The 25246-nt window shown below is 64.3% G+C and carries 24 protein-coding genes; 8 read left to right on the top strand and 16 right to left on the bottom strand.

Features of this window, described 5'->3' with window-relative positions; genetic code table 11:
* Nucleotides 1-94 precede the first annotated feature (94 nt).
* The 3 genes from rfaE1 to AC1D1Y_RS04320 all read left to right on the top strand — a co-directional run bounded on the left by rfaE1 (nt 95) and on the right by AC1D1Y_RS04320 (nt 2872).
* Complete coding sequence (gene rfaE1, locus AC1D1Y_RS04330) at nt 95-1045, top strand: D-glycero-beta-D-manno-heptose-7-phosphate kinase (RefSeq protein ID WP_477681262.1); 951 nt, start codon at nt 95-97, stop codon at nt 1043-1045.
* Entirely contained in the window at nt 1042-2049 is a 1008-nt protein-coding gene (rfaD, locus tag AC1D1Y_RS04325; protein ID WP_477681261.1) for an ADP-glyceromanno-heptose 6-epimerase, read from the top strand. The genes rfaE1 and rfaD overlap by 4 nt, the downstream gene beginning before the upstream one ends.
* Nucleotides 2050-2203: 154 nt before the next feature.
* Nucleotides 2204-2872, top strand: a complete 669-nt coding sequence (locus tag AC1D1Y_RS04320; RefSeq protein ID WP_477681260.1) for a ComEA family DNA-binding protein — start codon at nt 2204-2206, stop codon at nt 2870-2872.
* A gap of 94 nt (nt 2873-2966) precedes the next feature.
* Here AC1D1Y_RS04320 and AC1D1Y_RS04315 read toward each other — a convergent pair whose 3' ends face one another.
* The 11 genes from AC1D1Y_RS04315 to AC1D1Y_RS04265 form a co-directional block, all read right to left on the bottom strand.
* On the bottom strand, nt 2967-3512 hold the full coding sequence (locus AC1D1Y_RS04315) for a DinB family protein (RefSeq protein WP_477681259.1): 546 nt from the start codon (nt 3510-3512) through the stop codon (nt 2967-2969).
* Nucleotides 3513-3688: 176 nt separating this feature from the next.
* Nucleotides 3689-7321, bottom strand: a complete 3633-nt coding sequence (locus tag AC1D1Y_RS04310) for a hydantoinase B/oxoprolinase family protein (protein WP_477681258.1) — start codon at nt 7319-7321, stop codon at nt 3689-3691.
* Between the two features lie 49 nt (nt 7322-7370).
* Nucleotides 7371-7934, bottom strand: a complete 564-nt coding sequence (locus tag AC1D1Y_RS04305; RefSeq protein ID WP_477681257.1) for a hypothetical protein — start codon at nt 7932-7934, stop codon at nt 7371-7373.
* Nucleotides 7935-7946: 12 nt separating this feature from the next.
* Nucleotides 7947-8909 carry a TRAP transporter substrate-binding protein gene (locus AC1D1Y_RS04300; RefSeq protein WP_477681256.1) on the bottom strand — a complete coding sequence of 321 codons (963 nt, stop codon included), beginning with the start codon at nt 8907-8909 and terminating at the stop codon, nt 7947-7949.
* A 50-nt stretch (nt 8910-8959) separates the two neighbouring features.
* Nucleotides 8960-9727 (bottom strand): putative hydro-lyase, encoded by a 768-nt coding sequence (locus AC1D1Y_RS04295; RefSeq protein WP_477681255.1) that lies wholly within the window; start codon nt 9725-9727, stop codon nt 8960-8962.
* Between the two features lie 54 nt (nt 9728-9781).
* The gene (locus tag AC1D1Y_RS04290; RefSeq protein WP_477681254.1) at nt 9782-10486 is read right to left on the bottom strand and encodes an ABC transporter ATP-binding protein; all 705 of its coding nucleotides are present in this window, start codon (nt 10484-10486) and stop codon (nt 9782-9784) included.
* Between the two features lie 2 nt (nt 10487-10488).
* Nucleotides 10489-11199, bottom strand: coding sequence for an ABC transporter ATP-binding protein (locus AC1D1Y_RS04285; RefSeq protein ID WP_477653574.1), 711 nt, complete (start codon nt 11197-11199; stop codon nt 10489-10491).
* Nucleotides 11196-12212: a branched-chain amino acid ABC transporter permease gene (locus tag AC1D1Y_RS04280; RefSeq protein WP_477678326.1), complete on the bottom strand. Its 1017-nt coding sequence runs from the start codon at nt 12210-12212 to the stop codon at nt 11196-11198. The genes AC1D1Y_RS04285 and AC1D1Y_RS04280 overlap by 4 nt, the downstream gene beginning before the upstream one ends.
* A gap of 5 nt (nt 12213-12217) precedes the next feature.
* A complete protein-coding gene (locus AC1D1Y_RS04275; RefSeq protein WP_477653572.1) occupies nt 12218-13084 on the bottom strand; it encodes a branched-chain amino acid ABC transporter permease in 867 nt (288 codons plus the stop codon).
* Nucleotides 13085-13119: 35 nt separating this feature from the next.
* Complete coding sequence (locus AC1D1Y_RS04270) at nt 13120-14385, bottom strand: ABC transporter substrate-binding protein (RefSeq protein WP_477681253.1); 1266 nt, start codon at nt 14383-14385, stop codon at nt 13120-13122.
* 121 nt (nt 14386-14506) lie between these two features.
* Entirely contained in the window at nt 14507-15457 is a 951-nt protein-coding gene (locus tag AC1D1Y_RS04265) for a LysR family transcriptional regulator (protein WP_477681252.1), read from the bottom strand.
* 120 nt (nt 15458-15577) lie between these two features.
* Here AC1D1Y_RS04265 and AC1D1Y_RS04260 point away from each other — a divergent pair, with 120 nt between their 5' ends.
* The 3 genes from AC1D1Y_RS04260 to AC1D1Y_RS04250 are packed head-to-tail and all read left to right on the top strand — an operon-like array spanning nt 15578 to nt 18483.
* Nucleotides 15578-16561 carry a TRAP transporter substrate-binding protein gene (locus tag AC1D1Y_RS04260; protein ID WP_477681251.1) on the top strand — a complete coding sequence of 328 codons (984 nt, stop codon included), beginning with the start codon at nt 15578-15580 and terminating at the stop codon, nt 16559-16561.
* Between the two features lie 20 nt (nt 16562-16581).
* Nucleotides 16582-17115: a TRAP transporter small permease gene (locus AC1D1Y_RS04255; RefSeq protein WP_477681250.1), complete on the top strand. Its 534-nt coding sequence runs from the start codon at nt 16582-16584 to the stop codon at nt 17113-17115.
* 57 nt (nt 17116-17172) lie between these two features.
* Nucleotides 17173-18483, top strand: a complete 1311-nt coding sequence (locus AC1D1Y_RS04250) for a TRAP transporter large permease (RefSeq protein ID WP_477681249.1) — start codon at nt 17173-17175, stop codon at nt 18481-18483.
* A gap of 159 nt (nt 18484-18642) precedes the next feature.
* Here AC1D1Y_RS04250 and AC1D1Y_RS04245 read toward each other — a convergent pair whose 3' ends face one another.
* Nucleotides 18643-19359, bottom strand: coding sequence for an aspartate/glutamate racemase family protein (locus AC1D1Y_RS04245; protein ID WP_477681248.1), 717 nt, complete (start codon nt 19357-19359; stop codon nt 18643-18645).
* A gap of 53 nt (nt 19360-19412) precedes the next feature.
* On the opposite strand from AC1D1Y_RS04245, the gene crcB reads away from it, so the two are divergent.
* A complete protein-coding gene (gene crcB, locus AC1D1Y_RS04240) occupies nt 19413-19799 on the top strand; it encodes a fluoride efflux transporter CrcB (protein ID WP_477681247.1) in 387 nt (128 codons plus the stop codon).
* Nucleotides 19800-19890: 91 nt separating this feature from the next.
* Nucleotides 19891-21054 carry a helix-turn-helix domain-containing protein gene (locus AC1D1Y_RS04235; RefSeq protein ID WP_477681246.1) on the top strand — a complete coding sequence of 388 codons (1164 nt, stop codon included), beginning with the start codon at nt 19891-19893 and terminating at the stop codon, nt 21052-21054.
* Nucleotides 21055-21066: 12 nt separating this feature from the next.
* Here the strand turns inward: AC1D1Y_RS04235 and AC1D1Y_RS04230 are convergent, their stop codons facing one another.
* From AC1D1Y_RS04230 to AC1D1Y_RS04215, 4 genes are all read right to left on the bottom strand, one after another.
* Complete coding sequence (locus AC1D1Y_RS04230) at nt 21067-21555, bottom strand: copper chaperone PCu(A)C (RefSeq protein ID WP_477653563.1); 489 nt, start codon at nt 21553-21555, stop codon at nt 21067-21069.
* A gap of 60 nt (nt 21556-21615) precedes the next feature.
* The gene (locus AC1D1Y_RS04225; protein ID WP_477681245.1) at nt 21616-22191 is read right to left on the bottom strand and encodes a YcnI family copper-binding membrane protein; all 576 of its coding nucleotides are present in this window, start codon (nt 22189-22191) and stop codon (nt 21616-21618) included.
* A 52-nt stretch (nt 22192-22243) separates the two neighbouring features.
* Nucleotides 22244-24583 (bottom strand): TonB-dependent receptor, encoded by a 2340-nt coding sequence (locus AC1D1Y_RS04220; protein ID WP_477681244.1) that lies wholly within the window; start codon nt 24581-24583, stop codon nt 22244-22246.
* A 78-nt stretch (nt 24584-24661) separates the two neighbouring features.
* A complete protein-coding gene (locus AC1D1Y_RS04215; RefSeq protein WP_477681243.1) occupies nt 24662-25042 on the bottom strand; it encodes a DUF2946 family protein in 381 nt (126 codons plus the stop codon).
* Between the last annotated feature and the right edge of the window lie 204 nt (nt 25043-25246).

The raw sequence follows: 25246 nt of genomic DNA, 5'->3' as shown, positions 1-25246 counted from the left end.
GGCGACACTGGCGGCCCGGCAAAGCCGGTTCCGCGGTGTCCGCTTGGCAAGAAAAGCGCTCACTGAACCTTGAGCCGTTTTAGAACAGACATACATGACAGTTCCAACCCTATCCCCTGAAAAAATCGCCAAAGCCCGCGTCCTCGTGGTCGGCGACGCCATGCTGGACCGTTACTGGTACGGCGCGGTGGACCGCATCTCGCCCGAAGCACCGGTTCCCGTGGTGCGCGTCACGCGCACCGAAGAGCGCATAGGCGCCGCGGCCAACGTGGCCTACAACATCGTCACGCTGGGCGCACAGGCTTCGCTGCTGAGCGTGGTGGGCGACGACGAAGCCAGCCACCAGCTCGAGGCGCTGGTGGCCAAGACCGGCATCACGCCCTATTTCGGCCGCGACGCCCAGCTCAAGACCACCGTCAAGCTGCGTGTCATCGGCCGCCAGCAGCAACTCATACGCCTGGATTTTGAGAACACACCGGAAACCGAAGTACTGGCCTCGCAGTCCGCCACCTTTGAAAAACTGCACACCGAACATGACGCGGTGCTCTTCTCCGACTACGGCAAGGGCGGCCTCGCGCACATCGTGCTGATGATCGCCCAGGCCCGCGCCGCCGGCAAGGTGGTGCTGGTCGATCCCAAAGGCTCCGACTACGCGCGCTACAAAAACGCCAGTGTCATCACGCCCAACCGCGCAGAACTCGAACATGTGATCGGCGCCTGGAGCAGCGAAGCCGACCTCCGCGCCAAGGCCCACAACCTGCGCGCCGCGCTCAACCTCGAAGCCCTGCTGCTCACGCGCAGCGAAGAAGGCATGACCCTGTTCGATGCCGAGGGCGAGCTCAACGTCCCCGCCGTGGCGCGCGAGGTGTTCGACGTCACCGGCGCCGGCGACACCGTGATCGCCACGCTGGCCGCCATGACCGCCACCGGCATGCGCCTGCGCGACGCCGTGCCGATCGCCAACCGCGCGGGCGGCATCGTGGTCGGCAAGTTCGGCACCGCCACCGTCAACTATGGCGAGCTGTTCGCCAAGGACCCATCATGAAAATAGTTGTGACCGGCGCCGCCGGCTTCATCGGCAGCAACATCATCAAGGGCCTCAACGCCCGCGGTGTCGACGAGATCATCGCAGTCGACGACCTGACGCACGGCGACAAGTTCCGCAACCTGGCCGACCTGAAGATCGCCGACTATGTCGACGCCGACGACTTCTACGACCTGTTTTCCGAAGGCGCCTACGGCCAGGTCGAGGCCGTGTTCCACGAAGGCGCCTGCAGCGACACCATGGAAGCCGACGGCAAGTACATGATGGACAACAACTACACGCTGTCCTGCGAGTTGTTCCATGCCTGCCAGGACCAGGGCACGCGCCTGCTGTACGCTTCATCGGCCGCCACCTACGGCGGCTCCGCCACGTTCACCGAGTCGCCCGAATTCGAGCGCCCGCTCAACGTTTACGGCTACTCCAAACTGCTGTTCGACCAGCGCATGCGGCGCGAGCTCGGCGCCCGCTTTGAAAACGCCGCCACCCAGGTCGCGGGCTTTCGCTACTTCAACGTCTACGGCCCGCGCGAGCAGCACAAGGGCCGCATGGCCAGCGTCGCCTTCCACCAGTTCAACCAGTTCCAGGCCGAGGGCAAGGTCAAACTCTTCGGCGAGTACGGCGGCTACGGCCCAGGCGACCAGATGCGCGACTTCATCTTCATCGACGACGTGGTGGCCGTGAACCTCTGGTTCTTCGACAACCCCGGCAAGTCCGGCATCTTCAACCTCGGCACCGGCCGGGCCCAGCCTTTCAACGACGTGGCCCTGGCCGTCGTGAACACCCTGCGCAAAGGGCAGAACGCCGCGGCGCTAAGCCTCGAAGAAGCCGTGCGTGGCGGCCTGATCGATTACATCGCCTTCCCGCCCGCGCTGGTCGGCAAATACCAGAGCTACACCCAGGCCGACCCGCGCGCCCTGCGCGCGGCCGGTTGCGACCATGTCTTCGCCGACGTGCAGACCGGTGTGACGGCTTACATGCAGGCCCTGAGCGCCGCCGCAGGCTGAGGCCACACCCGGCGCCTCACTAGGGTTTTCCAGGCCTGAAAGCCCGTGAGGGCCGTCAACGCCGCCTCCCACAGGCCGTTATGAAGAAGACATCCTTCTTCACAAGGATGGATCACGTGCTTTCACATCAATCCAATCTTTGAGGAGTTTTCTCATGTTCAAAAAAATACTGGCCTTCGTCGCCGCCATGTACATGGCCGTATCGTTCGCCGCCGTTGACGTCAACAAGGCCACCGCGGCCGAACTCGACGGCATCAAGGGCATAGGCCCCGGCATCTCGGGCAAGATCCTGGACGAGCGCAAGAAGGGCAGCTTCAAGGACTGGAGCGATTTCATCGAACGCGTCAAGGGCGTGGGCGAAGGCAATGCCGCCAAGTTTTCCGCCGAAGGCCTGACAGTGGGCGGCGCCAGCTTCAAGGGCGTGGCAGCAACCCCCGCCGCCAAGAAGGACGAAAAACCCGCAGCCGCCGCGAAGAAGGATGACAAGCCCGCCGCCAAGGCTGAAGAAAAGAAAGCCGAAGCCAAGCCGGCCGCGCCTGTAGCCGCCGCGCCGGCTCCCGTAGCAGCCGCCGAGAAGAAAGACCCCAAGGCCGAGGCCAAAGCCAAGGCCGACGAAGCCAAGGCCAAGAAGGAAGCCGACAAGAAGGCCAAGGCTGACGAGAAGAAAAAGAAGGCTGATGAAGCCAAAGCCAAGGCCGACGCTGAAAAAACCGCCAAGGCCGATGCCCAAAAGGCCAAGGACGCCAAGCCTGCAGCCAAGGATGAAAAGAAAGACGCCAAGGCCGACGCCTCCAAGCCGGCCGCCAGCGCCGCCAAAAAATAAGGCCCAAGCTCCGGCCTCGCAAAACCCGCCATCCGGCGGTTTTTTTATGCCTTCGCGTGTTCCATCAGCACGTGACGGCGCGCATCCGGCGCTTTCACACCAGCGCGATCAGGTCGGTCACCCCCACCGTGCCGCCGGCCTGCGTGACCAGCGTGCTGGCCTGGCCCCTGTGGTGCGTCTGGTGGTTGAAGAAATGCGTGATCCCCATCCAGGCCGCATGCTCGCGCGGCACGCCTTTTGAATTGGCGTAGCGCATGGTGAGTTGCGGATAGGCGTCCGGCATGTCGGCGGCCCACTGCTCGATGGCGGCATCCAGTTGCACACGTTTCGCCTTCAGTTCCGCCCAGCCCTCAAACAGCACCATGTCCAGCGTATAGGCCTCGGGCATGTCCAGCACGTCCGGGCCCAGCGACGCGAAAGCCATACCGTTGTCGGCCCCGCATTGCACAAAGCGCCTGAGCCAGACCTGGTCGGCCAGCACCACGTGGCCCAGCGTGTGGTGGATGGAGCCGAAAAAGGCGCCGCGCTGCTGCTTGCGCGCTTCGTCCGTCAACGCCTCGCAGGCCTCGTACAGGCGCTCGTTGATCCAGCGGTTGTAACGGGCCAGGAGGCGGTAGTTGTCGCAGAACTCGCGGGTCATGGAAAGCGCTCCAGAAAAGGGTGACTGCGGGTGCATAGTCACCAGACCCGGTGTATTTTGCCTCTGCTGCCGGTTTCACGGCTCACCCCGGGATGAAGCACCACAACGGCCAACCAGCAGGGGCCGCGGGACTGGCTTTGCCAGACCGCAGGCGCCGCCCCCTAGACGGGGGTGGTCTACAGCTTGCCGAAGCCCCCGCCGCCCGGCGTATGGATTTCAAACACGTCACCGGGTTGCATGTCGGCTTGGCCGATGTGGTCCAGCGCCTCGACCTGACCCTGCGCACGCACCACGAGGTTGCGCCCGACCTGGCCCGGCTCGCCGCCGGCCATGCCGAAGGCGCCGTGCTTGCGGCCGTTGGACAAAATGCTGGCCGTCATGGCTTCCAGGAAGCGCACGCGCCGCACGCCGCCATTGCCGCCATGCCAGCGGCCCGCGCCGCCGGAATTTTCACGGATCTCATAGCTCTCCAGCCGCACCGGGAAGCGGAACTCCAGCACCTCGGGGTCGGTCAGCCGTGAATTGGTCATGTGAGTCTGGACCACACTGGTGCCGTCAAAGCCCGACACCAGCTTGCCCGCCTCGTCGAGCCTGCCGCCGGCGCCCGAGCCGCCCGAGATGGTTTCGTAATACTGGTGGCGCGCATTGCCGAAGGTGAAGTTGTTCATGGTGCACTGGCTGGCCGCCATCACGCCCAGCGCGCCGTAAAGCGCGTTGGTGATGCAGGTAGAGGTCTCCACATTGCCCGCCACCACCGAGGCCGGCGGGTTCGGGTTGAGCATGGAGCCCGCCGGGATGATGACCTTGAGCGGCTTGAGGCAACCCGCGTTCAGCGGGATGTCGTCGTCCACCAGCGTGCGGAAGACATACAGCACCGCCGCCATGCAGACCGCCGTCGGCGCGTTGAAGTTGTTGCTCTGCTGCGCCGAGGTGCCGGTGAAATCGATCTCGGCGCTGCGGCCCTTGGCATTGACGCGGATCGCCACCTTGATCTGCGCGCCGTTGTCCAGCGGCAGCGTGAACTCGCCGTCTTTCAGCCGCGTGATCACGCGGCGCACCGACTCCTCCGCGTTGTCCTGCACGTGGCGCATATAGGCCAGCACCACCTCCAGGCTGAAGGTGTCGACCATTTTGCGCAGTTCCTGAACGCCTTTTTCGTTGGCGGCGATCTGCGCCTTCAGGTCGGCCATGTTCTGCTGCGGATTGCGGCTCGGGTATTTGCCGCTCTTGAGCAAGGCAATCATTTCAGCTTCACGCAGCACGCCGCGCTCGACGAGCTTGACGTTGTTGATCTGCACGCCCTCCTCCTCGATCAGCGTCGAGAACGGCGGCATGGAGCCCGGCGTGGTGCCGCCAATGTCGGCATGATGACCGCGCGAGCCCACATAAAACGTCGGCTGTGTGGCCTTGCCCAGATAAACAGGGGTGATGACCGTGATGTCGGGAAGGTGGGTGCCGCCGTGATACGGGTCGTTCAGCACATAGACGTCGCCCGGCTGCATGCTGCCGGCGTTCTCGCGGATCACCGTCTTGATGCTCTCGCCCATGGAACCCAGGTGCACCGGCATGTGCGGCGCGTTGGCGATCAGGTTGCCTTCGGTGTCGAAGAGCGCGCAACTGAAATCCAGGCGCTCCTTGATGTTGACCGAGTAGGCGGTGTTCTGCAACTGCAGGCCCATCTGCTCGGCGATGTTCATGAAGAGGTTGTTGAAGACCTCCAGCAGCACCGGGTCCACTGTGGTGCCGGCCGCGAAGGTCACGGCGCGCTCGGCCCGGCGGTCCAGCACCAGGTGGTCCAGCGCCGTCAGCGCCGCTTCCCAGCCGGGCTCGACCACCGTGGTCGCGTTTTTCTCGGCAATGATGGCCGGKCCSGRAATSWKGTCACCRGGSCGCAGRTCCTCRCGCACCACCAGSRSCGCRTCGTGCCACTGGCCGCCCGAATACATGCGCACGGTTTCGCGGCGCGGCACTTCGCGCGGCTCGTGCGTGGCATGGCGCGGCTCGGCGGGCGCGTCGCCGGCCACCACGGCCTCGACGGACACCGCTTCCACCACCAGGCCCTTGCCCTGCATCAAAAAGGCAAAGCGCTGGCGATAGGCGGCCTCAAAGCCGGCCTCGATCTGGTCCAGCGTGCCGAAAGGAACAATCAACGCGGAGTCGCTGCCCTCATAACGCACATGCACGCGCCGGTGCGTGGTGATGCTTCCGGTGCTGACCTGCTGGCGCTGCAGCTCGGCCTCGGCATGGGCTGCCAGTTCCTCGAGCTTGCCGGCGATCTCGGGCAGTGCTGCCTCAGACAACTTGAGCTCCACCGCCTGCTCGCGGATCACGTTCTGGTCGGCCAGGCCCATGCCGTAGGCGCTCAGCACGCCGGCCAGCGGGTGCACAAAGACTTTTGTCATGCCCAGCGCGTCGGCCACCAGGCAGGCATGCTGGCCGCCCGCGCCGCCAAAGCACTGCAGCGTGTAGCGCGTCACGTCGTAGCCGCGTGCCACCGAAATCTTCTTGATCGCGTTGGCCATCTGCTGCACCGCGATGTTGATAAAGCCCTCGGCCACCACTTCGGCGCTGCGGCCGGTCTGGCCGGCCAGTTCGTTGAACTGCGCCTCGACGGCCTCATAGCTCAGTGGCTCGTCGGCATTGGGGCCGAACACCTTGGGAAAGTAGCGCGGCTGGACCTTGCCGACCATCACGTTGGCGTCCGTCACTGCGAGGCGCCCGCCACGCCGGTAGCTGGCCGGGCCGGGGTTGGCGCCCGCGCTCTGCGGGCCGACGCGGAAGCGCTCGCCGTCGAATTTGAGGATGGAGCCGCCGCCTGCCGCCACGGTGTGAATGCTCATCATGGGCGCGCGCATGCGCACGCCGGCCACCTGAGTCTCGAACTCGCGCTCAAACTCGCCGGCGTAATGCGAAACGTCGGTGGACGTCCCGCCCATGTCRAAGCCRATSACCTTSKCATGSCCGGCAATSGCCGCSGTGCGKGCCATGCCCACRATGCCGCCGGCYGGRCCGCTGAGGATGGCGTCCTTGCCCTGGAACACATGCGCGTCCGTCAGGCCGCCCGAAGACTGCATGAAAAACAGGCGCACGCCCGGCATCTCGCTGGCGACCTGCTCCACATAACGGCGCAGTATGGGCGACAGGTAGGCGTCGACCACGGTGGTGTCTCCGCGGCTCACGAACTTCATCATCGGGCTGGTTTCATGCGAGGTGCTGATCTGCGTGAAACCCACCTCGGCCGCGATGCGTTTGGCGGCCTTTTCGTGTTCGGTAAAGCGGTAGCCGTGCATGAACACGATGGCCAGGCTGCGCAGGCCTTTTTCGTAGTGCGCCAGCAGTTCTTTTTTCAGCAGGACCTCGTCCAGCGCCTGCAGCACCTCGCCCTGCGCGCCCACGCGCTCCTGGGCCTCGACCACGGCGCTGTAGAGCAGCTCGGGCAGCACGATGTGGCGGTCAAACAGCCGCGGACGGTTCTGGTAGGCGATGCGCAGCGCATCGCGAAAGCCGCGCGTGGTGACCAGCAGCGTGGGCTCGCCCTTGCGCTCGAGCAGCGCATTGGTCGCCACGGTCGTGCCCATCTTCACGCAGTCGACCACGTCGGCGCGAATCGGCTCGCCGGCCCTGAGACCCAGCAGGTGGCGTATGCCGGCCACGGCCGCGTCGCGGTACTGCTCGGGGTTTTCCGACAGCAGCTTGTGCGTGACCAGCGAGCCGTCGGGCTTCTTGGCCACGATGTCGGTGAAGGTGCCGCCGCGGTCTATCCAGAATTGCCAACGGTCGCCGCCCGGTTTGGAAGTGGTGTCTTGCATGGTTATGTTGATTTCAGAGTTAACGTGTTTTTTGCGGATGTCCAGGACTTCAGGATCTGGCGGCCGAAAAACCGGCCGGCTGTTCCCTGCCAATGTACCCAAGTACCGGCGCCAGTTGCCGGATCTCCGGCGCGGTTTGCAAGGCCGCCCCGGCCGGACACCAGGGATAAGGAAGGCCGGCTGCCCAATCCATGACCTCGTCCGCATGCGAGGCCGGCAGGGTCTGCATGGCCTCTATGGTGATAGAAAGGCTTTCCGCCAGGCATGAGGGGGGCGCAAAACACCAATCGTAACGGCCGCAGCCAACCCGCACAGCGCGACTGTCCTTTTCCGTCATGGCCACCAGCCAGTCGCAGCGAAACACCTCCGCCTTGCCCTCCGGCGGGGAAGCCAGGCAGAAAGTGTAGACATTCTCATAGGCCTGCCCGAAACGGCGCACCAGCACCTCGGCAACGGCCTCCCGCCCCCTGGACACAGGCGGGAACGAAATCGCGCTGGTATGGACGGTCATCTGCAGCAAGGCATCGTCCGTAAAGGCCCGGGCCAGCAGATGGGGGCGGTTGCCGTCCTTGGCATGAAGGTAGGCGGTGATCGCGCCGGAAGGTGTTTTCATAGGTGTACCGCCTTATTGCGGCATGTAGTAGGGCACAAAAATGTCATTGGCCTCATTGCCCACGGAGCGTATCCACTCGCGCGAGAACTTCTCGCCCATGCGCTTGATCTCGGTGTCCAGTTCGGGAGAAATACGCTCTATCTTCACGCCGTTGGCGCGCAGTTCCTCGGTGGCGCTGGCGGCCAGTGCCTGGCTGGCCTGCCAGCCGCGGACTTCCGCCTCGCCCGCCGCCTTGAGCACGGCGGCGCGCGCTTCGGGCTTCAGCGCCTCGAAGGCCTTGCTGTTCACAAACACCGCATTTTTCGGGAACCAGGCGTTGATCTCGTAGTAATACTTGATCGGGCCCCACACCTTGTTCTCCACGCCGGTCAGCGCCGAGGTGATCATGTTGTCCATCCGGCCTTCGGCCAGCGCCTTGCCCACATCGACCATGGCTACATCAACCGGCCTGGCGCCCAGCATTTCCGCGATGCGGGTCGTGGTCTGGTTGTAGGTGCGCATCTGCGTGCCCTTGAAGTCGGCCAGGCCGCGTACCGGCTTGCTTGAATGCAGGCCCTGCGGCGGCCAGGGCGCGGCGTAGAGCAGCCTCATGCCGCGCGCGGCAAAGTGCTTTTCAATGCCAGGGCGCTGCAGCTTCCACAGGCGCTGGGCGTCCTTGTATGAGCCCACCACAAAGGGAATCGAGTCCGCCCCGGCGATGGGAATGTCCTTCACCATGCTGGACATGATGGTTTCGCCGGCTTCGGCCTTGCCCTGCTGCACCGCCTGACTGATGTCGCCCAGCTTGAACATCGTGTTGTTCGGGTGAACCTCGATCACCAGCTGGCCGGCGCTGGCTTTCTCGACCTCGCGCGCAAACTGGTAGATGTTTTGCGTATGGAAGGACTCCGCCCGGTAGCCCGTGGCCAGCTTCCAGGTCGTCTGGGCGTGCGCTGCCCCCGCCGCGACCAGCGCGGCTATCAAAACTGCTTTCATGGAGAACTCCTTGGGAGTTGAGGATCAGCCCGGCGGCGGGTGCATGGAACTCACCCTTTCAGGTCGGTCACAAACATCTTGCCCGGCGCATGGGTGATGCACATCGACAAACGGCTTTTCTGGGCAACCCACTGCGGCGTGACACCGCAACCCCAGAACACCGGGACTTCGTCGTCCCTGATATCGACTGCATCGCCGTAATCCGGGCGCGACAGGTCGGTGATACCGATAGCCTCCGGATTGCCGATGTGAACGGGCGCACCGTGCGCGACGTCAAACCGGCCAGAAATCTCCACCACCTTCGCCACGTCGCGGCTCTTGATGGGCCGCATGGTCACAACCATTTCGCCGCTGAACACGCCGGCGGGCTGGCACTGGAGACTGGTGCGGAACATAGCGACATTGCGGCCCTGCTCGACATGCCTCAGGGGAATGCCGGCCTGCATGACGGCGGCCTCGAAGGAAAAGCTGCAGCCGATCAGGAAAGCCACATAGTCGTCCTGCCAGATCGAGCGGATCTCGCCGCGCTCTTCCACAAATTCGCCGTCGCGGTAAACGCGGTAGCCCGGGATGTCGGTCGTGATGTCCGCCCCGGGTGCGCACAAGGGCTCGATGGCGCCAGCTTTCAGCACCTCCACCAGCGGGCAGGGCTTGGGGTTGCGCTGGCAAAACAGCAGGAAGTCAAAGGCCTGCGCCTGCGGCACGATCATGAGGTTGGCCTGGATGTGGCCGTTGGCGTGCCCCGCGGTGGGCAAGGAAAACTCACCGCGGCGGCTGGCCATGCGGAGGTCTGCGGGACGGTCGAAAATCTTGTTCATGGTGTTGAGGTAAAGCGTGATGGCAATAAATGGGTGGCCTGGGCGGGTTTTACGTTAAAGACCCAGGTAAGCCTTCTTGATGCTGTCGTCGTTGAGCAGGTCCCGCCCGCTGCCCTGCATCACGATGCGGCCGGTCTGGATGACGTAACCGTAATGCGCGATGTTCAGGGCCTTTTGCAGGTTCTGCTCCACCAGCAAAATCGACACGCCGGTGGCGTTGACCTGCTGTATCACTTCCAGCACCTTGGTGACGAATTTGGGTGCGATCCCCCAGGACGGTTCGTCCAGCATCAACAGCTTGGGCCGTGCCATCAGGCCGCGGGCGATCGCCAGCATCTGCTGCTCGCCCCCGCTCATGGTGCCGGCCAGCTGCGCGGCGCGCTCCTTGAGGATGGGAAACAGTTCCAGCATCTCGGCGATGCCGCGCGCGACTTCGTGCCTGTCCATGCGCGTGAAGGCACCCAGCTCGAGGTTGCGCAGCACCGTCAGCCGCGGAAACAGGCGCCGGCCCTCGGGCACCAGCGACAGGCCCAGCGGAACGCGCTTGTGCGCCGGCATGCGCTGGATGTCCGCGCCGTTGAAGCTGATGCTGCCGGCCGCGGCCGCGTTGAGCCCCGCCACGGCGCGCAAGGTGGTGGATTTGCCGTTGCCGTTGCCACCCACCAGCGCCACTATCTTTCCGGGCTCGACCTTCAGGCTGACGTCGGAAATCGCCAGCACGTCGTCGTAACAGACCTTGAGGTTTTTGATCTCCAGCATCTTCAATCCCCAAGGTAAGCGGTAATGACAACGGGGTCGCTGGAGACCTCTTTCGGCGTGCCTTCGGCAATCTTCACGCCGCGGTCCAGCACCACGATCTTGTCGGCGATCGGCATGATGCCTTCCAGCACGTGCTCGACGATCAGGCAGGAAATGCCCCTGTCCCGGATCTTCAGCACCACGTCGACCGCTTCGCGGACTTCCGACGGATTGAGGCCCGCCATGACTTCGTCCATCAGCAGGATGCGTGGCTGTATGGCCAGCGCGCGCGCCACGGCCAGGCGCCGCTGCTCGCTGATGGTCATGCTGGCGGCGGGCCGGTCGGCGAAGCGTTCAAGCCCGGCGAAGGCCAGCCACTCCATGGCGGCCTTGCGCGCTTTCGCCACGTTGTGCTGCAGTAGCATGGCCGCCGTCATCACGTTCTCGCAGGCCGTCATACTGGAGAAAGTGCGCGCGATCTGGAAGGTGCGCGCCACGCCGGCCCGGGCGCAGGCCTCGGGCGGCAGGCCGGCGATGTTGCGCCCGCCCAGCAGTATGCTGCCCGCGGTCGGCGCGAAATAGCCCGCCACGCAGTTGAACATCGTGGTCTTGCCCGCGCCGTTGGGGCCTATCAACCCGACGACCTGGCCGGTCTCCACGCTGAAGCTGACGTCCTGGTTGGCCGTCAGCCCGCCGAACTGCTTGCTGACCTGTTTGACTTCCAGCAGCTTCATGAGGCCTCCTTGCCCAGGGTTTGCACCGCGGCCTGCGGCGCGGCCATCTGGCGCCCGGCATGGGCGCGCGCCTCGCGGCGCTCGCGAAAGCTGCGCAGCCAGCCCATCAGGCCCGTGGGGTAGAACACCGCGATCACGATGATCAGGCCCGCGTAAATGATGACGTCGGTGCCGCGCCCGGTTCCGCCGAAAGCGATGCGCGTGAACTCCTCGATGCTGGTCAGCACCACGGCGCCCACCACCGGCCCGAACAGCGTGCCGACGCCGCCCAGAATGGACACCAGCGCCATCTTGATCGAAAGAGCCGTCGACAGCACCGAGTTCGGGTCGATGTACAGCTCCTTCTGCGCGTACAGGCTGCCGCCCACCGCGGTGAAGAAGGCGCTGACCGACAACGCCACCTGCTTGTAGCGCGCGATGTTGACGCCTATGCTGCGCGCCGCATCGGGCTCGTCCTTGATGGCGCGGAAGTAGTAGCCCAGGTAGCTGCGCTCTATCCACCAGTTGGCGGCCAGCGTGAGGGCCAACAGGCCCAGCGCCAGCCAGTAATACGGCAGCTTGGTGGCGAAGTTCATCCACAGCCAGCCTTGCCGGTCCATGGGCACATACAGGCCCACCGCGGCGCCGCCGTACTCCCACTCGGTGAAGAATATCTGCACCAGCTCGGCCACCGCGATGGTCGCCATCGCGAAGTAGTGGCCCTTGAGCCGGAAGCAGGACCAACCGAAACCCAGGCTCAGCAGTGCGGCGATAAAGCCGCCGGCCAGCACGCCTATCCAGGGGTTCACGCCGAACTTCACCAGCAGCAAGGTCGAGGCATAAGCGCCCAGGCCGTAAAAAGCCGCATGGCCCAGCGACACCTGGCCGGCGTAGCCGCCCACCATGTTCCAGGCGACGCCCAGTTGCGCCGCCATCAGCACCAGGATGGCCATGTTGAGGTGCGAGGCGTCCGTCACGGCGGGGACGGCCAGGGCAATCGCCAGGGCGGCCAAGGCAAAAATAGAGTGTTTCATAACGCTCACGCCTTGCCCATCAGGCCCTGCGGCCGGAACATCAGCACGCCGAGGAACAGCACCAGCACGATGGCCGTCTTGTACTGCGGCCCGAGCAGCAGGCCGCCCATGACCTCGATCACGCCGACCAGGATGCCGGCCCAGAAAGCGCCCGAGACGCTGCCGAAGCCGCCCAGGTTGACCACCACGAAGGCCAGCAGGATGAAATTGGCGCCGACATCCGGAAAGATCGGGAAGAAGGTCGACAGCAGCACCCCGGCCGCGCCGGCGCAGGCCGCGCCTATGCCCCAGGCCAGCGAGAACATCTTGTGCGAATCAATGCCCATGAGGCGCGCGGCTTCCTTGTCGGAGGCGGTGGCTTCCAGGGCCGCGCCCAGCCGGGTCTTGTTCAGGAAAAAGTAGATCAGGCCGGTGACCACGATGGCCCCCACGCCGGCCACCAGTTGCGGCTTGCCCAGCTGTATGCCCAGCAGCTTGACGGTGCCGCTGACGGCCGAGTTCTCGATGGAGCGGAAGTCCGGCTTCCAGAGGAACTGGGCCACGCCGCGCAGCAGGATCATGATGCCGAAGGTGGTAAAGATCTGCGACAGCATGGGTGCGTTGATGATGCGCACGATCACCAGCTTGTAGAGCAGCACGCCGAAGGCGAACAGCATGAGGACCGTCAGCGGCAGCGTGATCATGGGGTCCAGCGCATACAGGGCGAACAGCCAGAAGGCCGAGTACATGCCCAGCATCAAAAACTCCCCGTGCGCGAAGTTCACGATGTCCATGACACCGAAAATCATGGTCAGGCCGATCGCCACCAGCGCGTAGATCAGCCCGATCAGGATGCCGGAGGCCAGCGTCTGAAGCAATATTTCCGTGGTCATGGTTGTCTCTTGGCTTTTAAGTCAAAGTCCGCGGCTTACTTGCGCTGGTCCCACTTGGGCATAGGCCAGGTCACTTCACGGGATGCCATGTCGAAAGGCCAGACCGTGTTGTACTTGCCGCCCACGATCTGCACCAGGATGCCCTGGCCCAGGGTGTTCTGGCCGGTCGCGTCGAACTTCACGCCCTTCCACGGCATGATGAGCTTGCTGCCGGGCATGTCGGTGGCGGCCAGCGCCTTGCGAATGGCCTCGGGCTCAGTGGAGCCCGCGCGGTTGATGGCATCCGCCATCACCATCAGGCCGGTGAAGGTACGCGAGGAATTACCGGTGAAGTTGATCTTGTAACGGCTGTTGAAGAGATCGTTGACCTGCTTGATCAGTGGGTTGCGGTTGGCCAGGTCCAGCGCCCAGACTTCACGCGTGATGATGTAGTCGGCGTCCTTGCCCAGCGTCTTGATGAAGTCGGTGTCGGTGAAGCCCGCGTTGTTGGCCAGGATCATGTCCGGCGAGAAACCCAGCTCCTTGTAGGTCTTGATCGACAGGATGGCATCGGCCGTATACGAGGACTGCAGCACCAGGTTGGGGTTGGCGGCCTTGAGCGTCTGCACTTCGGAGGTCAGCTGCGTGGTCTTCGCCGGGTACATCACCTGCTTGACCAGGTTCTGCTTGAACTCGGGCGCCAGTTTGGTCTGCAGCTTGGTGGTTTCCGTGCCCCACAAGCCGTTTTCATTGAGGCTGGCGACCACGCCCGCCTTGATGCCTTTTTTGGCTTCGAGTTCTTTCAGGAAATCGAAGGCGTTGTGCACAAACAGGTCGTCRTGCGGCGTGGTGCGGAAGAACCACTTGAAGTTGCGCTGCGTSAGCGAAGCCGACGAGGATTCCGGGTTCAGGAAGGGAATGCCGGCGCGCTCGGCGATCTGGCTGGCCGTGGCCGTCACGGCGCTGTTGTAGGCGCCCACGAGTGCCACGACTTTTTCCTGCGTGATCAGCCGTTCGGCTTCGGTCGCGCCGGTCTGCGGGTTGGCCTGGTGGTCTGCGAACACCAGCTTGATCTTCGCGCCCTTCAGGTTGGGCAGTCCCTTGCCGACGGACAGCGGCAGCTCGGACACACCGGGTGCGCCGTTGTTGATGATGTCGGCGGCGAGCTCCAGCGCGCTGCGCAGCTCGGCGCCCACCGAGGCGCCGGGGCCGGTCAGCGGATACAGCACGCCGATCTTGATCTCCTGCTGCGCATGCGCAAGCAGGCAAAAACCCGCGCCGGCCAGTACCGCGGCCACTCGGGCCCACCATGACTTCTTCATTTCGCACTCCTCGTAAAAACATGACAGTTGGATGACATGTGACGGAGTGTGCGATTTGCAAATGACGAAATCAAACAAGAAATATTTTGCTTACGTCATCGATTTTTTTGATGATCAGGATTTACCCTGATGCACCTTTTTTGGCGGTTTTCAGAGCTTTGGCGGCCGGTTTGCGGGCTGTTTTGGTGCCGCCCTCGCCTTCCCCCGCGAACTCCACGGCCGACCTGACCACCGTTTCCACGGTCGACGAGGTCGGGTCCGTGCGGTAACTGGCATGGATGGGCAAGGCCTTGAGTTTCTTGTCGCAGGTCAGCAATTTGAGACTGGCAAAGCCCGTCAGCCGCTGCACCGCCGCGCGCGGCAGCAAGGCCACGCCGAAGCCGCCCTGCACCAGCTGGACCATGGCCGAGATCGACGAAATCGCGTGCACCTTTTTGGGCTCCATGCGGTTCTGCTTGAAGAGGTCCAGCAGGGTGACGTGCGGCTGCGAGCCCTTCTGGAAGGTCAGCAACTCCATCTCCGCGAGTTCGTCGAGCCGGTAATTTCTTTTTTTGTGCAGTGCCGGATTGCCCACAAACGCCATGTCCATGGGCGGCAGGGCCTGGTTGCGCACGCCGTCGGCCGAGGCCGGCAACACCGCGAACACCAGGTCCAGCGTGCCGCGCTGTACCTGGTCCATCAGGATGGGCGTGGTTTCCACCGTGAGCTCCAGCTCCAGTCCCGGATGGTCGACCCGCAGTTTTTCGAGCCAGGGAATCAGCCAGGAGTGCAGCACCGACTCGATCGCCCCTATGCGCATGGACACCGCCATGGGCGCGCCCGAGCCCATCTCTTGCTTGACCTCGCGCTGCAGCTCCAGCAGCTTCTGCGCATAGACCAGGAAGCGCGCGCCCGCCACCGTGAGCTTGAACTGCTTTCCTGCCCGGTCCAGCAGCAGGACGCCCAATTCGTCTTCGAGCGTGGCGATGCGGCTGGACATCGCCGACTGGGTGAGGTAGAGCTTGTCGGCGGCGCGCGAGATGCTTTTGAGCGAGGCCACCCAGTAAAAAGCTTCGACAAAGCGCAGGTTCATGGCGGGGCCTCAGGGTCGCGAAACGGGTAGGGGCCGGTTTTCGGGGTATGCCCGGTGAACTGGCGCGGGATTTGCGTCTATCCTATTACGACTTATCAATTTCCTGCCCTGGAGCCTTTCATGAAATTCAGAATCACCCTGACGGCCGCCGCCCTCGCCTTCGGCGCCAACGCTTTTGCCCAGACCAAGTGGGACCTTCCCGCCGCCTACCCGGCCAGCAATTTCCACACTGAAACGCTCACGCAGTTCGCGGCCGACGTCGACAAGGCCAGCGGCGGCAAGCTCAAGATCACGGTGCATGCCAACGCCTCGCTGTTCAAGGCCAACGAGATCAAGCGCGCGGTGCAAGGCGGCCAGGCGCAGATCGGCGAAGTGCTGCTGGTCAACTTTGAAAACGAGAACCCGATTTACGGCGTGGACGGCATCCCCTTCCTGGCCACCTCCTACGCCGACTCCAAAAAACTCTATGAAGCGCAAAAACCCGTGCTCGACAAGCTGCTGGGCACGCAGGGCATGAAGCTGCTCTACACCGTGGCCTGGCCGCCGCAAGGCATTTACACCAAGAAAGAACTGGCCTCGGTGGCCGACCTGCGCGGCATCAAATGGCGCGCCTACAGCCCCGCCACCGCCAAGATCGCCGAACTGATAGGCGCGCAGCCCGTCACCATCCAGGCGGCCGAACTCTCGCAAGCCCTGGCCACGGGCGTGGTGGAAAGTTACATGAGTTCGGGCTCCACCGGCTACGACTCCAAGACCTACGAAAGCCTCAAGTACTGGTACGACACCCAGGCCTGGCTGCCCAAGAATGCCGTCATCGTGAACAAGAAGGCCTTTGACGCTCTGGATCCCGCCACCCAGGCAGCGGTCACCAAGGCCGCCGCCGACGCCGAAGTGCGCGGCTGGAAGCTCAGCGAAGAAAAGAACGACTGGTACAAAAAAGCCCTGGCCGAAAAAGGCATGAAGATCGTGGTTCCCCCGGCCAAACTGGTCAGCGACATGAAACAGGTCGGCACCATCATGCAGGCCGACTGGGTCAAGAAAGCCGGCCCTGACGGCGAGGCCATCATCGCCAACTTCAACAAGCTCAAGGCCGCGAAGAAATAAGGCATACAACAAGGCAGGCCATGCGCAAGTTCCTCGACAAACTCTACCTGGCAGGCGGCGCGCTGGGCGCCGCCTTCATCGCCCTCATCGCCGTGCTGATGATCGCGCAAAGCATCTTGCGCGAATTTCGCGTCAACACCGGCGCCGTCAACGACGTTGTGGCCTGGTTCTGCGCGGCCGCCGCATTTTTCGCCATGGCCCATGCCTTCAAGCACGGCGACTTTGTGCGCGTGACCCTGCTGCTCGATTCTGTGAACGCCAAAACCCGCCGCGTGCTGGAACTGGCCTCGCTGTTCATCGGCAGCGTGGCGGTGGCCTACCTGGCCTGGTCGGCCTGCCTGTTCACCTATGAAAGCTGGGAGTTCAACGACATCTCGCAAGGCCTGCTGCCCATGCCGATGTGGATTCCGCAGCTGAGTTTTGCGCTGGGCTCCATCCTGCTGCTGGTTGCCGTGGTCGACGAATTCATCATCGTGATACGCGGCGGCGTGCCGACCTTTGTACGCGAAGTGGCCGAGCGCCATGCGAGAGGCGACTTCTCATCCGAAGTCTGAGCCTCAGCCAGCATTCAATCATTTCCCTTTTATTTTCCAGACTAAAAAGACAACAACATGGATATCCTGATGGTGGGCGGCATTTTGCTGCTGCTCATGATGCTGCTGCTTTCGGGTGGCGTGTGGATTGCGATGACGCTGGCCATTTGCGGCTGGGTCGGGCAGGCCTTTTTCACGACCACACAACCGGGCAAGAACCTTTTCAGCGCCTTCTGGGAAAGCAATGCGAGCTGGGAGCTGGCCGCCCTGCCCCTCTTCATCTGGATGGGCGAGATCCTGTTCCGCACCAAGCTCAGCGAGGAGATGTTCGAAGGCCTGCGCCCCTGGCTCAACCGCATCCCCGGCCGCCTCATGCACACCACCATCCTGGGTTGCGGCATTTTCGGTTCGGTTTCGGGTTCTTCGGCGGCCACCTGCGCCACGATTTCCAAGGTCGCGCTGCCCGAGCTGATCAAGCGCGGCTATGACGAAAAAATCGCCCTCGGCTCGCTGGCCACCGCCGGCACACTGGGCATCCTGATTCCGCCGTCCATCACCATGGTGGTCTATGCCGTCGCGGCCGACGCCTCCATCATCCGCATCTTCCTGGCCGGCTTTTTCCCCGGCTTCCTGCTGATGGCGCTGTTCTCGGGCTACATCATCTGGTGGAGCCTGCGCCACCCCGACAAGGTGCCCGCGGCCGACCCGCCCTCCACCTTCATGCAGAAGATCAAACAGTCGGGCAACCTGCTGCCCTGCGCCGCGCTGATCGTGTTCATCTGCTGGGTGCTGATCAGCGGCTACGCCACGGCCACCGAATGCGCGGCCTACGGCGTGGCGGGCTCGCTGGGCCTGGCGCTGTGGAGCCGCTCGCTGACCTGGCAGAACTTCAAGGACGGCCTGATGGGCACGACACGCACCAGCTGCATGATCATGTTCATCCTGGCGGGCGCCGCCTTCCTGACCAAGACCATGGCCTTCACCGGAATTCCGCGAGAGCTGGCCGAGTGGGTCAACAGCATGAACCTCTCGCCCTTCGCGCTGATAGGCGTGCTGACCATCGTCTACCTGATCCTGGGCACCGCACTGGACGGCATCTCCATGATCGTGCTGACCAGCGCCGTGGTGCTGCCCATGATCCAGAAAGCCGGCTTCGACCTGATCTGGTTCGGCATCTTCATCATCCTGCTGGTCGAGATCGCCGAGGTCACGCCGCCCGTGGGCTTTAACCTTTTTGTGCTGCAGAACATGACCGGCAAGGACAGCAACACGATTGCCCGTGCCGCGATTCCTTTCTTCGGCTGCCTGGTGGTGTGCATTGTGCTGATCACGGTGTTTCCGCAAATTGTCACAAGCCTGCCCGACCTCGTAATGGGCAAAGACAAGTAGGGCGGCTTCATAAATCCGATTCCCGGGCGCATGGCGGCGTTGCGCGGTGCTCGGAATCCTCATGCACCGCAAGTGCATTCCGGTTCCTGCGCTCCGGGCGCCTTGCCCTGCATCCCGGCAATCGAATTTCTGGAAGCCGCCCTCGCCAGGTCTTGTGGCTCAGTCACGACGCCAGGAAACCAGCCTTTCGTCATCCGTCAATGCCCAGGTCTTCAGGCCCGTGGCTGCCTCAATCGCCTGCCGGTAAGGCGGCAGGTTGGTGCATTCCAGCACCACAGCCTGCAGCGAAGGCTCGCGCTGCTTGAGCGCGAGCGCGGCATCCACCACATCCCCGCAGGCTTTTTCAGTGTCCAGGCTGTCACGGTTGCCAAGGATGGCCGTCGCAAACTCCCCGGTGGGCTCCACGCCCTGAACCACCACATCACCCAGGCGGTCTGACGGCACGCCGGCCGCAAGCAAATGGTCGGGACCCAATGCGGCCGCGCTGATGGTCAGCACACCGACCCTGGGCTGGCGCGCCAGCAATCCCGGCAGTTGCAGCAGGCTGGACGTGATCACGGGCACCCGGGCGGCGGCCTGCAGTTCGGCCTGCAGCAGCACCAGGAAGCCGCAGCTCGTGGTGATGGCGCGCGCGCCCTCGGCCTGCAGCGCCTGCACCGCCTGGACAAAGGCCGGTGCCATGCCCGCGGCGCGCAAGCCCTCGGCCGTCTGCACAATCGTGCCGGGCCAGGCGCCCCGCACCACGCGCTGGCGCACCGGCACGCCAAAGGCCTCGGGATGGCCCACGTCGCCGGGCGGCCTGGGGAAACGGGTGTCGAGCATGACCACCCCCAGGAAGCCGGTCTCGCCGGAGGGGGATGCAGCGGTTAAAGTCATGGCTGCATTGTCCCGCCAAAGCCAGCCCACCTCCTTCACCTACCACACACGCCATGCTGACTGTCCTTGCCATCTCGATAGGCGCCTCGCTGGGTGCGCTGGCCCGCTGGAGCCTCAGCCTCTGGCTCACGCCCGGCGGCATCATTCCCTGGGGCACGCTGGCGGCCAACCTGATAGGCGGCTACCTGATAGGTGTCTGCATCGCGGCCTTCCAGGCCATGCCGCACCTGGACCCGGTCTGGCGCCTGGCGCTGGTGACCGGCTTCCTGGGCGGGCTGACCACCTTTTCCTCGTTTTCGGCCGAGGTGGTGATCTTCCTGATGGACGCGCGCTACGGCCTGGCGGCCCTCACGGCCACGGCGCACGTGCTGGGTTCGCTGCTGATGACGGTGGCGGGCCTGAAGTCGGCGATGTTCCTGATCGCCGCCAACGCCCGCTGAATCTCTCCGTGAACCCCGGCCTTTGCCACAGCGGCGCACTCAAGCAATGCCCCTGGCTACCGCAGGCCGCCGGAATTGGCCACAATCGGCCATGGCTTCCATGACCTCCCTTCATCCCGCCCCCGCAATGGGCAGCCAGGACCGGCTGGCGCGCATAGGGCATGCCCGGCAGTCGGTGCTGTATGGCGAAGCCGGGGCCGCCGATACCGCGCCGGCACTGGAAAGCTGGATAGAGCGCTCCTGGCTGCGTTGCCTCGCCAACGGCCAGCGCCCTGAGCGAGCCCCCTCCTTCGACATCCTGCCGGCCGCCGAAACGCGGCGCCACCAGGATGCCAACCACCAGCTGGTGCAGGCCGCCAGGCCCGCGCTGGAGCGCCTGGGGCGCGCGATTGCCGACACCCGTTACTTCGCCATCCTGACCAACCAGGCCGGCGTGGTGGTCGACGTCAACGGCCCAATAGACCGCGGCGACAGCCGCGCCGACCTCATCACGCGCATAGGCACCGACCTGTCGGAAGCCCGCATGGGCACCACCGCCATAGGCGCGGCGCTGACTGAACTGCAGCCGGTCTGGCTGCATCGCGGCGAGCACTTCTTCGACGCAACCTCGGTCTACAGCTGCGCCGGCGCGCCGCTGTTCGGCCCCGACGGGCATTGCGCCGGCATGCTGGACCTGACCGGCATCGAAGCGGCCGAGCGGCCCGAACTCAAGCACCTGGTCACCCAGTCCGCGCGCAGCATCGAGAACGCGCTCACGCTGGGCCGGCCCCATGCCCTGCTGATCCGGCTCAACTGGCCGGGCCGGGTGCTGGGCGACGACACCGACGGCCTGGTCTGCGTGGACGCCGACGGCTGTGTCACCGGCGCCAACCCGGCGGCGCGGCAAATGGTCTCGCGCCTGGGCGCCACGGCTGACGGCATGCCGCACTGCAGTGAGCTGTTTGCCATGCCCTTTGAAATGCTGTTTGACGCGGCGCAGCGCCGCAGCCCCGCGCAAGGCGGCGTGCTGGAGGCGCCGCTGTGGACCGGCCTGCGCCTGCACGCGCTGCCGGTGCTGGCGGGCCGGGAAGCCGCGCCCGCCTCGCTGCAATTGCCGCTTTCCGGCGACTCAGCCCGGCCGCTCAAGGAGCTGGAAACCGCGCTGATCCGCAAGGCCGTCAGCGACGCGCGCGGCAATGTGCTGCAGGCCGCCAAGGCATTGGGCGTGAGCCGGGCCACGGTGTACCGGCGGCTCGGCCCGGGCAAGCGCGGTTAGAGGTGGCAGCCCCTAGTGCTTGTGCTCAGCCGCGGCGCCGGTKGCGCCCGGCGCCGCGGTGGCCACCGGCAACTTCAGTTCCAGCCGGCTTTCCACGCCCTTGGCGTCCTTGAACAACAGGGTCACGGGAACCGTGCTGTCCTTGGCCAGCGGCGCTTTCAGGTCCATCAGCATGATGTGGTAGCCGCCGCCCTGCTTGAGCTCCACCTTTTTGCCGGCGGGCAAGTCCAGCGACGGCAGGCCGCGCATTTTCATGACGTCGCCTTCCATCTTCATTTCATGCACTTCGGCCACGCCCGCGACCGGCGACGCCACGCCGACCAGCCGGGTCGCGTCTTTGGCGGTGAGGCTCATGAAAGCACCCGTGCTCTTTTGCCCCTGCACGGTGGCGCGCGCCCAGGCGCCTTCGACCTGGACGGCGGCGGTCTGCGCCAGGGCGGCCATGCCGCCCAGCAGCAACGAAAACGCGAGTGCGGTTTTTGAAAATTTTGCGGATGTCATGTCAAAGTGTTCCTTCAAACGGTGAACTGGATTTAAAAGAAGAAGGCAGCCCTGGCGCGCTCAGTGATTGTGCTCACCGCCACCGCCCGCGGGCATCAGCTCCAGCGCGGCGGCGGGGTTTTTCAGCTCCGACGGTTTCTGGCCCGGCTTGGGCACCTCCGCCCAGTCGACCTTGCCTTCTTCACAGACCTGCATGACCGGCCAGTACAGCATGCCGGCCTTGGCGGGCAGCTTGGCCTGCAGCACAAACTCGTCGTACCAGTCGTTCTGCAGGTAGTCGGCCGGGGTCCTGGCTGTCCAGCTGATGCGGGACACTTCCTCGGCAATGGCCTTTCCATGGTCCTGCCGCGGCTGGGCCAGTTTTTCACGCGTGACTTCCAGCGTCCAGCCGGCTTTGGGCATGGGCTTGGCGCCCTGCACACCCTCGGGAATGGTGACCACGATCTGCTTGACGGGCGAGTTGCCGCAACCGTGCCCGACCTTGAAGGTCCCCTTGTAATAACTGCCGGCATTGGCCACCTGGTATTCCAGCGTGACGTGGGCGGCGGCGGGCAGCGACATAGCAATAAGTAGTGCACCAGCCCAATAAGGCAGTGTGCTTGCGGCTATGGTTTTAATAGCGTTCGGGTGTTTCATGGTTCATCCTTGGTAAAGATAAAAGTAAAGGCAAAAAAATAAAGCAGCAAGATCAAAGGCTGAAGTTCAGCTCAGCCATGAACGTACGCTGCGGGTAAGGGTGGAAATTCCAGTACTGGTAGTTGTTGAGGTTGTCGATGCCGACCGCGGCACTCCATTGCTTGTTCACCTGGTAGCGCACGCGCACATCGGTGGTGAAGTATTTGCTAGTGCCCTGGTAGGCAAAACCGTTCACGTCGCTGTTGTCCAGGCTTGAATACTGCTTTCCGCTGTAGCGCGCGCCCACCGTGGCCGTCCAGGCCGCGTCGAAGCGGTAGCTGGCCAGTGCCGTCGCGCGCCACACCGGCACGCGCGGCTGGTATTTGCCCAGCGTATCGCCGGCCACCGCCACAAAGCCGCTGTTGTCCTTGATGCGTGAATCAGCGTAAGTCACGCTGCCGCTCAGGTCCAGCCCTTTTTTGAGCACGTCGTTGCCGCTGAAGGCCAGTTCCACGCCCTGGGTCTTGATGCGGCCGACGTTCTGCACGCGGCTGATGTTGCTGTTGGCGATGGGGTCGAAGGTGGTTTGCGAATACAGCGCGTCGCGCGTGTTTTCGGTGAAAAAGGTTAGGCGCAGTAGAGCATTGCCCAGGTCTTTTTCCGCCGTCAGCTCGGTGGTCCAGGATTTCTCGGGCCGCAGGGTCGGGTCGTTGATGTACTGCGAGTTGACAGTCGCCGTCGCGCCGTACAGCTCGCCCACCGTCGGGAACCGTACCGCGCGCCCCGTAGAAGCTTTCAGCACGGTGTCGGCCGACCACTGGTAGGACAGCGCCGCCTTGGGCGAGACGGCATTTTCGGTACGCGCCGCATAACCGGTGTTGGCGGCGTTGCTCGCACCAAAGCTGGTAAAGCCGCTGGAGGCCGTCCAGTTTTCCAGGCGTGCGCCCAGCACGGTTTTCCATTGAGGCGCAAAGGCCCAGGCGTCTTGGGCATACAGACTGCGCAGGCGCGTCTTGCCTCCCACATCGTTGACGACGGTGCCCGCTGCGCTAGTTAGCCAGTTGGCGGCGTTGGATTTAAGGATGCGCAGTTTGTAGCTGTCTTGCTGAAAGCCAAAGTCAACAATGTGAGCGCCCTTGATGCCTTCGGGCCGCCAGATGCCTTTGAAGGCCAGCGTGTTCCATCCGGTGCCATCCTGGTCTTGCAGGGTGCCGGCGCCGCCGCTCAGCGAGCCCGGCTGTGCAGTGGTGGCAGCGCGGATCTGGTCCTTCTGGTAGTCATACAGGCTGCCCGCCACCTCCCAGTCCCACACCCCCTGCGTGTTGGACTTGACCGAAAGGCCGTGCATCACGTGGGTCAGCACCTCGTTGCTCACGCCGAAATCGCTGGCGGCCAGGGTGTAGCCGCGACCATCAATGCTGACGTTACCGCTGTACACCGGCGCGCCCGCTGCGTTGCGCAGGTAGCTCTGCGAGCGGTTTTCCGCCGTGTTCTTCCAGTAGCCCAGCGTGTAGCTGGCACGCACCGTAGACGAAAAATCATAGGCCACCTTGAGCTTGAGGTGTTCCTGCCGCGTCTCGTACTGCGTGGCGCCGCCCAGCAGCAGCCAGGGCACGTTGCGCGTGTTGAGCCCGGGCACCGCGCCGCTCACCACCGTAGCGCCGGCCGCGGGAGCCGCCGCGCTCAGCGTGCGCGTGGCGAAGGTCAGCGGCTGGCCCGCGCTTTCCGTGCGGTTGGCATTGATGAACCACGACCAGTCACCGCTGCGGTTGCCCAGCGAGGCACTGGCCTGGCTGCCGCTGAAGCTGCTGTTGGTGCCATAGAGCTTGAAGTCCTGCGTGAAACCGCTGAGCTTGGCGTGCGCCTCGAACTTTGTGGGCATGCGCGTGACGTAATCCACCACCGCGCCCACCGAGTTGCCCGGGTAGGCCGCCGAGAACGGGCCGTAGAGCACGTCGACCCGCTCGATTTCCTCGGGCGTCACCAGGCCCCAGCGCGGCGCGTAGTTGGTGCCGTTGGCGATCCCGTTGCCCAGGTAGTTGGACAGCAGGATGCCGTCGGCGTAAACCGCTGAGCGGGCGCTGTTGCCGGTGCCCGAGGCACGGCTGGACAGGATGGCGTGGTTGTAATCGCCGATGTAGCGCTTGCGCACCAGCAGGCTGGGGAAGTACTTGAGCGCGTCCTCGCTGTCGGTGGCGTTGATGGTCTGCGCGATCTGCTCGCGCGTGATGCCTTCAATGGTGGTCGGAATCTGCGTGGGCAAGGAGGTCGGCTGGCCGCTGTTGACGGTGACCACGCCCAGGGATTTTGCCGGCGCGTCGGCCGATGGCGCCTGCGCGAAAGCCGCCAAGGGGAAGGCCAGCGCAGTAGCGCCGCGCCAGGCAAGCGCGCACGGTGTGCGGGAAAGGTTCATGAAAACTCACACTCTGAAATGAACGGACGCGCAGCAGCAAGGCCGCGCGCGGGAATGCCTCAGGCGAGGCGGTTCAGATCAGATGAGTGGAGGCCCGCGGCTGAAGGGCAGCCCGGGGACGGCGGCACCGGCGCTTGCCGGGACATCCGCCACGGCAACGAAGTCGCCGGAAAAACACGGAGCGGCGGCCACCGGCAAAGGCGGCAGCACCAAGCCAGGCGAAGCGCAGAGATCGCAGCGCAGGCCCGTGGAACCCGCATCGCCGTCGGCGGCATCACCGCTGGCGCTGGATGAAGCGGTGTTGATGCTGCAGATACCGCCCAGCTTGCCGGTCTGCACGTCCTGGGCCAGCATGGACACCGGTGCCCACAGCGCCGACAACACGGCCAGGAAGGCTAGCCAGGTGGCTAGGCGTTCCCATACTGGGAGGGGTTGGCGGGGGGCTGGGTGGTGGGGCACGGGGCAATTATAGGCAGGCCGGTTCTTGCTCCGGCCTTGCGCTCTTTGCTGAGGATGGTTGGCCGGGGGTAGCCCGGCGGCTACTCACTTTTCTTTTGCTTCGCCAAAAGAAAAGTAAGCAAAAGAAAAGGCGACCCTGGTTGCTGCGTCCCTTCGCTTCGCTGCGGGCAACCTGCGGTGCTCGGTTCAGGCGGGGTCTCGCTA

This window comes from Polaromonas sp. P1_G1 (genome assembly GCF_056405595.1).
The sequence above is the reverse complement of the archived record's forward strand: the minus strand, read 5'-3'. Positions and strand labels throughout refer to the sequence as shown.